The organism is Corallococcus macrosporus (assembly GCF_017302985.1).
GTDB classification, from domain to species: Bacteria; Myxococcota; Myxococcia; order Myxococcales; family Myxococcaceae; genus Corallococcus; species Corallococcus macrosporus_A.
Window position 1 is genome coordinate 329756 of the sequence record NZ_JAFIMU010000017.1, and the last position, 11874, is coordinate 341629.

The window sequence follows — 11874 nt, forward strand, 5'->3', positions numbered from 1 at the left end:
CGTGCCGTTGGTGGAGGGGTTCCCATGGTCCTGTCACTTCCCCAGCTCCGCGAGGTCGCGGACGCCCGCTTCACGTGTCTGACGGAGCGGGAGCTCGCCGAGCGCCGGCGCGAAGAGGGCGTTCGCGTCATCTCCCACCGGGGGCACTACTGGGAGCAGTCGGGGGCACCCGGCTTCTTCCAGCCGGTGCACCTGCTGGCGCGGCTGACGCCGGATGAGGCCACGCCGCCCACGCCGCTGGCCTGGGGCTACCGCGCGGCGCTGACGCCGGAGACGGCGAGCGCGGCCACGGGCAAGGTCCCCGTGGTGCGGCTGAGGGACCTGGACACGTATGACACCAGCCGCCTGAACTCGAACCGGCGCAGCAAGCTGCGCAAGTGCCAGCGCACGGTGCGCATCGTCCAGCTCACGGGGCCCTCGCTGCTCCTGGAGCAGGGCTATGGCGTCGTGCGGGATGCCCTGACGCGCACGCAGCACAAGAAGATTCCGACGCTGGACGAGTACCTCAAGGGCCTGCGGCAGTACTTCACGTCGGACCACTGGTGCGTGCTGGCGGGGCTGGTGGACGACAAGCTGGGCGGCTACCTGGACGGCTACATCGTGGACGGCGTCGCGTATGGCTTCAGCGCCTACTACGCGACGTGGGCCCTGCCGACGAACATCTCCACCGGTCTCATCTACGAGTTCGCGCAGGTCTGCCGCAGGCTGGGCGCCCGCACGCTGGTGGGCGGACTGCACGCCCGCGAGGTGGCGCAGCTGGAGCAGTTCAAGGACGAGCTGGGCTTCGTGGTGGATCCGGTGCCCATCCAGTGGGGGATGAACCCACTGGCACGGGCCTTCATCCGCTGGCGCCGCCCGCACGCGTACTACCGGCTGACGGGCCAGGCCTGAAAGGGGACTACGGCGTCATCACGACCTTGATGCAGCCGTCTTCCTTGTCGCGGAACTTCTTGTAGAGGGTCGGGGCGTCCGCCAGCCGGGCGCGGTGGGTGATGAGCCGCGTCGGGTCGATGGCGCCGGCTTGAATCTTCTCCAGCAAGGGCCGCGTGTAGCGGTGCGTGTGCGTCTGGCCCGTCTTCATGGTCAGGCCCTTGTTGACGAAGGTTCCCATGGGGACCTTGTCCAGGAAGCCCACGTAGACGCCGGGCACGGACACGGTGCCGCCCTTGCGGCAGCAGTGGATGGCCTGGCGCAGCGCGTGCGGCCGGTCCGTGGCCAGCTTCACCGCGGCCTTCGCCTTGTCGATGACGGCGTCCAGGCTGCCGGTGCCGTGCGCCTCCGCGCCCACGGCGTCGATGCAGCGGTCCGGCCCCATGCCCTTCGTCATCTCATTGAGGGTGTCGAAGACGTCCTGCTTCGTGAAGTCGATGGTCTCCGCCTTGCCCCAGGACTTCGCGAGCGCCAGGCGCTCCGGCACGTGGTCGATGGCGATGACGCGGCCCGCGCCGAACATCCACGCGCTCTGGATGGCGAACTGGCCCACGGGGCCGCAGCCCCACACCGCCACGGTGTCGCCCTTCTCCATCTGGCAGTTCTCCGCCGCCATGTAGCCGGTGGGGAAGATGTCGGTGAGGAAGAGGACCTGGTCCTCGGTGAGGCCGTCCGGAATCTTGAGGGGACCGACGTCCGCGTACGGCACGCGCACGTACTCGGCCTGGCCACCGGAGAAGCCGCCCAGCATGTGCGAGTAGCCGAAGAGGCCGGAGGGCGAGTAGCCCATCACCTTCGCGGCGATCTCCGCGTTGCGGTTGGAGCGGTCACACAGGGAGAAGAGGGTCTTCTGGCAGAAGAAGCACTCGCCGCACGCGATGTTGAAGGGGACGATGACCCGGTCGCCCTTCTTGAGCTTGGTGACGCTGGCGCCGGTCTCCACCACCTCGCCCATGAACTCGTGGCCCAGCACGTCGCCGCTCTTCATGGTCGGCATGTAGCCGTCCAAGAGGTGCAGGTCGGAGCCACAGATGGCCGTGCGGGTGACGCGGATGATGGCGTCGCGGGGGTCTTCAATCTTCGGGTCCGGGGCGGACTCGTAACGGACGTCGCCGTGGCCATGCCAGCAGATGGCTTTCATCGGGTGGGGCTCCTGGGTTCGTTGAAAGGCGTTTGTGCAAAGCTGGGGACTTGCAACGCGCATGGCCAACGTTCCCGGGCTGCCGCCGCCTGCCCGTCTGGCGCTCGGAAGAGGAGGAAGCGGGGCGCAATCCACGTCCGGGGATGCAATGGGACCCCGGGACGATGCAAAAGGGGGTGTGGCCCCCGCACCCGTCCTCGACTTCGGCCGTTATCTGGGCACGCCGCTCCATCGCGTGGAGGTGGCGGGGCTCGTCCTCACGGAAAGCACGTACGCCCCCGGCGTCCTGCTGTCGTCCCACCGGCACCTGCACGCGGGCTTCCGGCTCACGTTGGAAGGCGGGTTCACGGACGTGGTGGAGGGCCGCGCGCGGGAGTGCGCCGCACGGTCGGTCGCCTTCCAGGCGCCCGGGCTGGAGCACGCGCAGCACATGCGGGACGTGCGCACGCGCACCTTCAACATCGACTTCTCGGAGGCGTCGTGGCGGTCGCGCGGGGCGCTCGCTGCGGGGTTGGATCCGCGCGTGGACCTGGCGTCGGTGCGGGTGGCCGCGCTGGGGGCGCGCGTGTACCAGGAGTTCCGGCGCGCGGATGACGTGGCGGCGCTGGCCATCGAAGGGCTGTCGCTGGAGCTGCTGGCGGAGGCGGTGCGCGCGTCCGCGCCCGTGAAGGGCTCCGCGCCTGCTCCGTGGCTGGTGCGCGTCCGGGAGCTGCTGGACGCGGTGCGGGGGCCACCGCCCACGCTCGCGGCGCTGGCGCGGGAGGCGGGGGTGAGCCCGCTGCGGCTGGGGCGGGCCTTCCGTCAGGCGTACCGGTGCAGCCCGGCGGAGTACCTGCGCCGCTCCCGGCTGGAGCGGGCGGGCCGGGCGCTGCGGGAGACGGCGCGGCCGCTGGGCGACATCGCGCTCGACGCGGGCTACTGCGACCAGAGCCACCTGACGCGCGAGTTCCGCCGCCACCTGCACCTCACCCCCGCGGAGTACCGGCGGCTGGCGGGACGTGCATCCGGTTCCAAGACGTAGGTTCCGTCCAAGACGGCGGAGGGTGGGCGCCCCTATGTCCGGGGCATGACCCTGGAATCGCCTTGCTTCCGCCGCGCCGTGGCCCTGGGCGCGGCGCTGCTGTGGACCGCCTGCGCGGGCTCCCGGCCCGTGCCCCATGCACCGGAGCCTTCGGAGGCCCTGGAGTCGGCGACGCGCCGCGTGGACGCCGGGCGCACGCACTGGGTGCTGCGTCCGTCCGAGGCCTACGACGCGCTGTGCCTGCTCAACCTGCTGCGCGGGGACGCGTTCTACACGCGCTTCTACCCAGGGGAGTTCCAGCGCTTCTCCGCGCTGCTGGAGGCGCCGGAGCAGGCCGCGCTCGCGAACCTCACCGAGCGGATGGCGAAGCAGGGCGGGAAGATGGTGGGCCCGTTCCTGACGCTGGTCTTCTCCGTCACGGGAGCCACCACGGTGGAGGACCTGGCGGCGACGGTGGCGGACGACGCGGCGTGGGGGCGGATGCGCGCGGACTTCCTGGCCACGTCCTACGGGAAGGAGGACGGCTTCGCGCAGGTGGAGGCCGTGCGGAAGGACCTGGGCGTCCTGCTGGCGTACCTGAAGCGCGTGGAGTTCCCTCGCATCTGGCGGACGGAGTACCTGCCCACGGTGGCGCAGGCCATCGCGGGGCTGGCGCAGAAGGTGTCGCCGTATGACGTCGTGGGCTGGGATGAGGCGCTGTTGGGCCGGGACCTCCAGGTGGCGGCGATGAACGCGCACGTCCTGAAGTTCGCGAAGCCGCACGGCATCCGGGTGACGGGGTGGAACTTCCTCACGGACGCGACGTATCCGGTGAACGTCACGGTGAAGACGGCGGTGCATGAGCTGCTGCATCCGCCCTTCGCCCGGGAAGGCGAGCTGGACGCGAAGCTGAAGGCGCTGGAGGCGGACCCCTACTTCCAGCGGCTCGTGCGCGAGCATGACCCGGCGTTCGGCTACACGACCGCGCACGGCCTGACGGAGGAGGACTGCGCGGAGGCCATCGACGTCTACGTCAGCGAGCGGGAGGGGCTGCTGCAGAAGCGCGACGGCAGCCCGCTCACGGGCGCGGAGTTCTTCCGGGACCACGACGACGGCATCCACGTCCTGGCCTTCGTGCTCTACGCGGAGCTGAAGCGCGCGGGCCCGTCACGCGGAGGGACGTACGAAGCCTTCCTGCTGAACCTGTTCGAGCAGGGCGTCCTCGAGCCCGGCGGGCTGGAGCGCCGCTTCCGCGCCACGCCGGGGCACTACCCGGTGAAGGCGCTGGGAGAAGCGGCGGCGCCGTGACGTCTCCGTGACGTCATGGAGGGCTGTCCTGGGCGGTGCCCTGGTCCAGGCGCTCCTGGAGGGCCTTCCAGCCGCGGTTGCCCACCTCGCGGGCGCGGTCGAGCGTCTCGCCCGCGCCCTGGGCCACCTGCTCCGGGGAGAGCGCCGCCGTGCGCTGGCGCACCCGGTCCATCCACACCAGCGGGGCGTAGATGCGCTTCGCCTGCTCGGAGCCCAGCAGCACGGTGAGCACGTGCTCCAGGCCTCCGGCCCGCGCCAGCAGCGTGCGCCCCAGGAGCACCGTCGCGCGGGTCTGCAGGAACAGGGGCAGGCTGTCGCCGTGCTTGCGCAGGGCCTCCGCGCTGTCGTGCACCTCGCGCCGCTCCGCGTCCTCCAGGTAGGGGCTGGCCGCGAGCTTGTCGAGCGACGCCGCGGCCTCCGGGTAGCGTCCGCGCCGGGTGTGGATGAACGCCCAGCCCCACCACGTCAGCTCGTTCTCCACGCCCAGCGTCTCGAGCGAGCGCAGCCCCTGCTCGATGTCGTCCTCGGCGGCGCGCTCGCGCTTGAGGCCCATGCGGTTCCACGCGCGCAGGAAGTGCCCGGCCGCGAGCACCGCCTCGCGTGACTGCGCGGGCGTGCCCTGCTGGATGGCGGGGAAGGCCTCCGGCGGAAGGCGCTCCGTCTCGGTGAGGAAGCCGGTCAGCTCCTCCTCGGCGGCGTAGTGGTAGCCCGCCTGGCAGAAGGCGGCGCCCCGGCTGGCCTGCACCGCGGCGCGCAGGGGCGCGGGCCAGGTGGAGGCGGGCGTGGCGCGCGACAGCTCATAGAAGACGAGCTCCGTGGCGGGGAGGCGGTCGGACTTCTCCGCGGCGTCCAGCGCCAGCAGGACCGCGGCGAGGAAGGCGTGCTCCTGGCCCGCGTCATAGGAGGGCAGGGGCGTGGACGCGTTGGCGGCCCACCGGGTCCACAGGAGGGGGAACTCGTCCTCGTCGCGCGTCTGGAGCGTCTTGCGCGCCTTGTAGAACGCGATGCCCAGGTCCAAGTACGCGCGAGCCGTCGCGCGCGTCACCTCGTCGTTGACGTCCGTGTCGGGCAGCGCGCGCGTCCGGGCCAGGGCCTCCCAGAGCAGCGCCACCTCCTGCGGAGCCCGAGGGTCGTCCTCCGCGCGCAGGGTGAGCTTGAGCGCGCGGTAGGGCACGAGCGCCACCGAGTCGCGCAGCCGCTGGTCTATCTCCGCGCGCTCCTTCGCGGCGCGCTCGGCGTCGGTCTTCTGGCAGCCGCCGCACGCGGTGAGTCCCACGAGGAGGAGGGCGGCGAGGCGGTGGCGAAACCCTGCGCGTGCACGGGCGGAGTCCTTCATGCCCGCGCACGCTAGCACCGGCCGGAGCCTGTCTCCCCACCGTACGGGCTAGCGCAGGTCGAGCAGCGCGGCGAAGAGGTCGCGCGGGTCCAACCCGGGGGGCAGGCCGGACACGCCGCCGTCGTTCACCTCCACCACCGCCCAGCCGCCGTCCTCCAGCATCGCCACGTCCAGCGTGAAGAACGGGGAGGGGATGCGCTGGCCCAGCGGCTCGAAGGCGCTGAAGTCCGGAACCTCCACGTCGAACTCGTGGTACGGCTCCGCGGCCATCAGCCGGCCCCGCCCGAAGAACAGGCGGAACTCCAGGTGCGCGGGCCCCGCGGGCGTGCGGCCGTAGACCTTGAGCGGCAGGTAGCGGCGCACCACGAAGCCCCGCTCGAAGCGGTCGCCGCGCTCGTCGAGCAGGTTCTGGCAGATGCGCTCGAAGTCCTCGCGCGTGGCGTCCGACGGCACGAAGCACGCCTCCGCCCAGCGCTCCTTCGCGGACTTCACGTGGTCCTTCAGAATCCACGGCGGCGGTCCCAGCTTGCGCGCCGCCCGCCAGGCTTCCGCCGCGTCCGGCTCCTCCGTCCAGACCGAGCGCGCGGTGTAGCCGGCCAGCCGGGGGTACCAGCGGGGCAGGTAGTGCGCGGCGGCGTACTGCTCGGGCGTCGTCATCAGCCGGTGGCCCAGCGCGCGCACCGCTTCATCCAGCTCGCCGTACTCCTCCTCCGTGAGCATCCAGCCCCGGTACAGCAGCCGGAGGTGGCCCCGCTCCGGCACCCCGGTGAGCGCCCGCGCCGCGTCGCCGGACAGCAGGGCGGAGAGGTCCGCCTGATACGTGTCCACGCCCAGCGCTTCGGCCGCGTCGGCCTCCACGTCGAACGGATCCGGCTGGTGGGGGTTGCGCCCGAACAGGAGGGCCTTCGCGGCGGGAGGAATGGGCATGCAGGGGGCCTTTCGTCGTGGATGCGCTGTGGGAACGGCGGGCCCACGCTGACGCGGGCACACGCGGGACCTGACACGGCCTCGGCGGGCGCCCATGGGCGTGACCGCGGGCGGCATGTCTGGACGAAAGGGCCTTCCAGGGGGCGGACGCTCCCGCACGGTGATGCCTGACAGAAGCGCTGCGGGAAGGCTTGCCTCCGCGGGCGGCGGGCCCATAAAGCGCCACCCCATGTCGAACCCTTCCGACCTCCTCCGCGCGGAGCTGCGCCCCTACCTGCGCGGCTACCCGACGGCCTCCGTGTGCGCGGCGATGACGTGGCGGGGCGCGCTGCACGTCGAAGGCCTGCGAGGCAAAGGGACGCCTCCGGCCACGGACGCCCTCTTCTCGCTGGGCTCGCTCACGGAGGTCTTCACGGCGGCGCTGCTGTCGGTGATGGCGGAGCGCGGCGACGTGCGGCTCGACGAGCCGCTGGGGAACCTGATTCCCCAGTCCCTGCTGAACGACGAGGTCGCTCGGAGCATCACGCTGGAGCAACTGGCGACGCACACCTCCGGGCTGCCGCACCTGCCGCCGAACCTGGACGCGGCCCCGCAGAATCCGGACGACCCGTTCGGCCACTACTCGGCGGCCCTCTTCGGCGAGTTCCTGCGCAACTACCACCCCCGGCGGCCGCCGCCGCACCCGTCCTCCGAGTCCTTCCTGGGCATGGGGGTGCTCGGCCACGCGCTGTCCCGGCGCATGGCGTTGAACTACGGGCACCTGATGCGGGACGCGCTCTGCAAGCCCATGGGGCTGACGGACACCGCAGCGCGGGTCACGGAGGAGCTGGCCCCGCGCTTGTTGCAGGGACACACCGCGCGAGGCAAGCCCGTGTCGCCCTGGACCTTCCCGGCGCTCCCGGGCGGCGGGGCGCTGCACTCCACGGTGGGGGACGTGATGCGTTTCCTGGAGACGGGTCTGGGGCGGGGCGAGACGTCCTTCACGAAGGCCCTGTTCCGGATGCAGGCGCCCCGGGTGAAGGCCGGGCCCTTCCAGCGCGGCCTGGGGTGGAACGTGTCCCAGGTGCGAGGCAAGGACGTGGTGTGGCGCTCGTCGGTGATGGGCGGCTACGTGGGCTTCATGGGGCTGAGCGTCGCGGCGGACGCGGCCGTGGTGCTGCTGTCGGACCACGGCTGGTCGCTGTTCGCCGCGCTCCGGGGGCGCGTGCCCCTGGAGGCGCCGGGGCTCGCGCTGATGTCGCGGTTCCTGCCCTGAGGCGTTGAGCTCAGGGGATGCTGAAGCGGTAGACCTGGAAGCCGCCCGAGGACGCCATCTCGAAGTCGCGCACGTTGCGAGGGGCGCCGTTCTCGCTGCGCTGGGCGAGCTTGAAGTCGCCGGTGCCGTTGCTGGCCTGGAAGCGGAACTCGTACTGGCCGGGTTCGATGGGCAGCGGGGCCGCGGACATCTTGGTGACGGCGAGGTTGCCGAAGCCGGGCAGGGGTTCACCCTCCGGGCGGCGTACGGAGCCAATGGCGCGCAGGAAGGGCGAGCCGCCGGTGAGGATGAGGTACTGGGGCTCGACGGTGCGGGCGGGCTTCGCCGGTGCGGAGGGCGCAGCGGGGGCGGGCTCCTCGGGGGGGCGAGCCGCGCCCTTGGCCGCGCGCTTCGACTTCGAGGAAGGCTCCTCGCTGGAGGCCGGAGGGGCGGACGGCTCTTCCGGCGCGGCCGAGGCTTCCGACGGAGCCGCTTCGGCTTCGGAGGTCTTCCGCTTCGCGCCGCGACCCGAGGCCTTGGGAGACGGTTCTTCCACGGCGCTGGAAGCAGCAGCGTCGGAGGATCCCGCCTCCGCCTGTGTCGCGGGAGAGGTGCCTTCCGAAGGTGAAGAAGCCGGGGCGGGAGTTGCATCGGCGGAGGACTTCTTCGAGGAAGCCCCCTTGGGCGTCTTCCCCGCACGCTTCGAAGGGGCTTCGCCAGCACCCGCCGTCGGCTCCGCGGTTTGAGCGGACTGGGAGGAAGGCTCAGGTGAGGAGGTCTTCAGCGGCTCCCCAGCCGAAGAGGGCTCCGCCGCAGGGGCTTGCTCAGCGGGCTTTGGTTCGGAAGCGTTCAGGTTCTCCTCTGCCGAGGTCGCAGCCTTGGACGACCGTCCGGAGGACTTCGACGCAGAAGCCTTCGAACTCTCCTCCGCCTCGGACGACAGTCCGGAGTCCGTCGTCGCGGGCTCCGCCGTAGCCTTGGAGGACCGTCCGGCGTCCTTCGACGCGGAGGCGTTCGGGTTCACCTCCGTCGGCACGGGCTCCGCTGACGAAGCCTTGGAAGGCCGTCCGGCAGCCTTCGACTCGGATGTCTGCGGGTTCACCTCTGTCGACGTGGGCTCTCCCGCCGCAGCCTTGGAGGACCGTCCGGAAGTCTTTGACGCGGAAGCCTTCAGGTTCTCCGTCGGCGCGGGCTCCGCCGCCGAGCCCTTGGGTAACGGTCCAGAGGTATTCGGCGCGGATGCATTCGGGTTCTCCCCCGTCGAGGAGGGCTCCGCCGCTGATGCCTTGGAGGACCGTCCGGAAGCCTTCGACGCGGATGCCTTGGGACTCTCTACGGTCGAGTCAGCTCCCGCAGTGGAAGCCTCGGGACGCTCACCCGGCGACGTGGGCTCCACCGAGGAAGTCTTGGGGGCCCGTCCAGCGGACTTCGACGCGGAAGCCTTCGATGCCGATCCTGTCGGCGCTGCCGTTGCCTCAAGCGGGAGCGAGGACTGCGAGGATGACTTCGAGCTGGATGCCTTTGAGGCGGAAGCCTTCGGAGCCTCCGGAATGGGAGCCTTCGACGCCTGCGCAGCGGGCTGCGTGACAGTCGTCTTCGGAGCCTTATCGGCGGCCTTTGCCGCAGGAGCCTTCGACCCTGGTGCGCCCGACTTCACCACAGGAGCCTTCGGCGCCTGCGCGGCAGCCACCTTTGAGGCCTTGTCGGTGGACTTCGCGGCAGGAGCCTTCGGAGAAGGTGCACCCGACTTCGTGGCGGAAGACGTCGGAGCCTTGCCAGCGGCCTTGGCTGCAGGGGCCTTCAGCGCTTGCGCGGCGGAACCCGTCGGAGCCGATGCACCGGACTTCGCAGAGGGAGCCTTCGGAGCCGGTGCACCGGACTTCGCGGTGGAGGACTTCGGAGCCTGCGCGGCGGACTTCGCCGCGGGAGCCTTCGGTGCCGGCGCGGCCTTCGCGGTGGATGCCTTTGCGGCGGGCTTCGCGCCAGGCTTTGCCTTGGGGGCCGGAGCCTTCGCCGCGGCGTTCTTCACCGCCTTCGCGGCCTGCTTCAGCTTCGAGGCCGCGGTCTTCAGCGCCTGCGCCACCGGCTTCGCGACCCCGGCCTTCTTCGCCGGGGCAGGAGCCTTGCCCCCGGCGGGACGGCCCCCGGGCTTCGTGGCGGCCTTGCCAGCGGCACTGCGGGACTTGGACGAATCAGGGGAGGCGGAAGGTCGGGTCGGGCGGCGCTGGGCCATAAAGTCATCCTCGGAGGACCCGAGCGGTCGGCGCCGTCGGCCCTCGTCCCCCGATGGCTAGTGCACCCACAGCCGCGCTGCAAGGCACACGTGGGGCGCGCGCACGCTTCCTGTCGTCCGGAGACCGCTGGAACGCAGGCCACGCAGGCAACCGCGACACGCCCCACCTGTCCTGTCGAGAGGACAGGTCCTGTCCTCTCCAGAGGTCAGCCGCCCCGGAGTGGCCGCGCCTGCCACGTCCGGAAGTCCCGGGATTTCCACGGAAGCAGGTCCGGCACAGCCATTGCTCAGGGCGGCGGCGGCAGCACGTCTCCCCTCCTGTCCTGAAAGGCATCTCGTGTCCCCCATCGCACGTCGTTCCACCTCCTTCTCACGCGCCGGCCTCACGGGCCTCGTGACCGCGGCCCTGCTCGCCCTGTCCACCGCCTGTGGCGGCCCCCTGGACGAGGCCACGCCCCTGGATGACTCCGCGCCCTCGCTCGAGACCGCGTCCGCCGCGGTGGAGACCTCCGGAGCGCTCACCATCACCACGTCCATCTCCGTGGTGGACACCTCGCTGGAGCGAGGCCAGACGCTGAGCGCCAGCGTCACCTACAAGAACAACGGCACCACCGCCGTCACCGCGAAGAACATCGTCCTCACGTCGCGAGCCCCTGGCGGCACGCACGCGGGCGGTCCGTACTACGACCTCACGCCGCGCATCACCAACCGCACCCTCCAGCCGGGCGAGAGCGTGACGCTCACCGCGACGCGAGTCATCGCCTCCGCGGATCCGCTGGGCACCTGGGAGGCCTACCCGACGTGGGAGGACGCCTCCAGCGTCTGGCGTGACGGCTCGGGGCTGGCGTTCACGGTGGGCACGGGCGGTGGTGGCACGGGCACGTCCGGCCCCTGGATTTCGGGCGCCTCCGGCGTCGGCGTGGCGACGGGCGCCTTCGGCACCTGGCGCGGCACGCCGGTGACGCTCGCGGCCACCTGGTCGGACAACAACAGCGCCTCCGTCGGGCTGTGGCAGCTGGACCCGGGCGGCGAGTTCGGCACGTGGCAGGGCAGCATCGACATCGCGGTGGGAGCCATCAGCGACACCGAGTCCTGGGCCTCCGCGGCGACGGGCGCGTACGACGCGCGCTGGCGCCAGTCCCTCACCGCCCTGAAGACGAAGTGGGGCAGCCGCCCGGGCACCGTGTACATCCGCTTCGCCCATGAGATGAATGGCAACTGGTACTCCTGGAAGGTCACCTCCAGCAACGCCACGGCCTTCATCTCGGCGTGGAAGCGCTACCGCGCGCTGCAGAAGGAGATCTTCCCCGCCGCGAAGCTGGTGTTCAGCGTCAACCGCGAGTCCGTGAGCTCCGGCATCGACTGGCGCAAGACCTTCCCCGGCGCCGCCTACGTCGACGTGATGAGCGTGGACTACTACAACCAGTACCCCTACGTCGCGACGGTGACGGACTGGAACAACGCCATCCAGCAGACGGACGGCTACGGCGCGCCCAAGGGCCTGGCGAAGCACCTGGAGTTCGCGAAGAGCGTGGGCCTGCCGCTCGCCATCTCCGAGTGGAGCGGCAACGCGGACAACGGCGACTCGCCCGTGTTCATCGAGCAGATGTTCAACTTCTTCAAGGCGAACGGCGGCACCGGCGCCGGCAAGGTCCTCTACGAGTCCCTCTTCAACGTGGACCGGGACAACCGCCGCTGGATCCTCAATCCGAACACCCGCATGCCCAACTCGGCCGCGAAGTACCAGCAGCTCTTCTGAGCAAGC

Annotated in this window: 10 protein-coding genes; 6 read left to right on the forward strand and 4 right to left on the reverse strand. The window is 71.2% G+C overall.

Going from position 1 to position 11874, the window contains the following annotated elements; all coding sequences use genetic code 11:
• Positions 1-24 precede the first annotated feature (24 nt).
• Positions 25-891 (forward strand): hypothetical protein, encoded by an 867-nt coding sequence (locus JYK02_RS37735; protein WP_207057803.1) that lies wholly within the window; start codon positions 25-27, stop codon positions 889-891.
• Between the two features lie 7 nt (positions 892-898).
• Here JYK02_RS37735 and JYK02_RS37740 read toward each other — a convergent pair whose 3' ends face one another.
• A complete protein-coding gene (locus JYK02_RS37740) occupies positions 899-2071 on the reverse strand; it encodes a zinc-dependent alcohol dehydrogenase (RefSeq protein WP_207057804.1) in 1173 nt (390 codons plus the stop codon).
• Between the two features lie 178 nt (positions 2072-2249).
• On the opposite strand from JYK02_RS37740, the gene JYK02_RS37745 reads away from it, so the two are divergent.
• Positions 2250-3092: a helix-turn-helix transcriptional regulator gene (locus JYK02_RS37745; protein WP_347402678.1), complete on the forward strand. Its 843-nt coding sequence runs from the start codon at positions 2250-2252 to the stop codon at positions 3090-3092.
• A 45-nt stretch (positions 3093-3137) separates the two neighbouring features.
• Positions 3138-4379 carry a hypothetical protein gene (locus JYK02_RS37750; protein WP_207057806.1) on the forward strand — a complete coding sequence of 414 codons (1242 nt, stop codon included), beginning with the start codon at positions 3138-3140 and terminating at the stop codon, positions 4377-4379.
• A 13-nt stretch (positions 4380-4392) separates the two neighbouring features.
• Here JYK02_RS37750 and JYK02_RS37755 read toward each other — a convergent pair whose 3' ends face one another.
• Together JYK02_RS37755 and JYK02_RS37760 are read right to left on the reverse strand one after the other, a co-directional pair.
• A complete protein-coding gene (locus JYK02_RS37755; RefSeq protein WP_207057807.1) occupies positions 4393-5715 on the reverse strand; it encodes a hypothetical protein in 1323 nt (440 codons plus the stop codon).
• 48 nt (positions 5716-5763) lie between these two features.
• Positions 5764-6642, reverse strand: coding sequence for an ATP-grasp domain-containing protein (locus JYK02_RS37760; protein WP_207057808.1), 879 nt, complete (start codon positions 6640-6642; stop codon positions 5764-5766).
• 229 nt (positions 6643-6871) lie between these two features.
• On the opposite strand from JYK02_RS37760, the gene JYK02_RS37765 reads away from it, so the two are divergent.
• Positions 6872-7897, forward strand: coding sequence for a serine hydrolase domain-containing protein (locus JYK02_RS37765; protein WP_207057809.1), 1026 nt, complete (start codon positions 6872-6874; stop codon positions 7895-7897).
• Between the two features lie 10 nt (positions 7898-7907).
• Here JYK02_RS37765 and JYK02_RS37770 read toward each other — a convergent pair whose 3' ends face one another.
• A complete protein-coding gene (locus JYK02_RS37770; RefSeq protein WP_207057810.1) occupies positions 7908-8432 on the reverse strand; it encodes a hypothetical protein in 525 nt (174 codons plus the stop codon).
• Between the two features lie 322 nt (positions 8433-8754).
• Here JYK02_RS37770 and JYK02_RS37775 point away from each other — a divergent pair, with 322 nt between their 5' ends.
• Positions 8755-10170: a hypothetical protein gene (locus tag JYK02_RS37775; RefSeq protein WP_207057811.1), complete on the forward strand. Its 1416-nt coding sequence runs from the start codon at positions 8755-8757 to the stop codon at positions 10168-10170.
• 276 nt (positions 10171-10446) lie between these two features.
• Positions 10447-11868 carry a glycosyl hydrolase gene (locus tag JYK02_RS40670; RefSeq protein WP_207057812.1) on the forward strand — a complete coding sequence of 474 codons (1422 nt, stop codon included), beginning with the start codon at positions 10447-10449 and terminating at the stop codon, positions 11866-11868.
• Positions 11869-11874 lie beyond the last annotated feature (6 nt).

Coding starts and splice junctions, on each gene's coding strand:
- JYK02_RS37755 (WP_207057807.1), bottom strand. CDS start 5,715: ATGAAGGACTCCGCCCGTGCACGCGCAGGGTTTCGCCACCGCCTCGCC.
- JYK02_RS37740 (WP_207057804.1), bottom strand. CDS start 2,071: ATGAAAGCCATCTGCTGGCATGGCCACGGCGACGTCCGTTACGAGTCC.
- JYK02_RS37765 (WP_207057809.1), top strand. CDS start 6,872: ATGTCGAACCCTTCCGACCTCCTCCGCGCGGAGCTGCGCCCCTACCTG.
- JYK02_RS37735 (WP_207057803.1), top strand. CDS start 25: ATGGTCCTGTCACTTCCCCAGCTCCGCGAGGTCGCGGACGCCCGCTTC.
- JYK02_RS37760 (WP_207057808.1), bottom strand. CDS start 6,642: ATGCCCATTCCTCCCGCCGCGAAGGCCCTCCTGTTCGGGCGCAACCCC.
- JYK02_RS37750 (WP_207057806.1), top strand. CDS start 3,138: ATGACCCTGGAATCGCCTTGCTTCCGCCGCGCCGTGGCCCTGGGCGCG.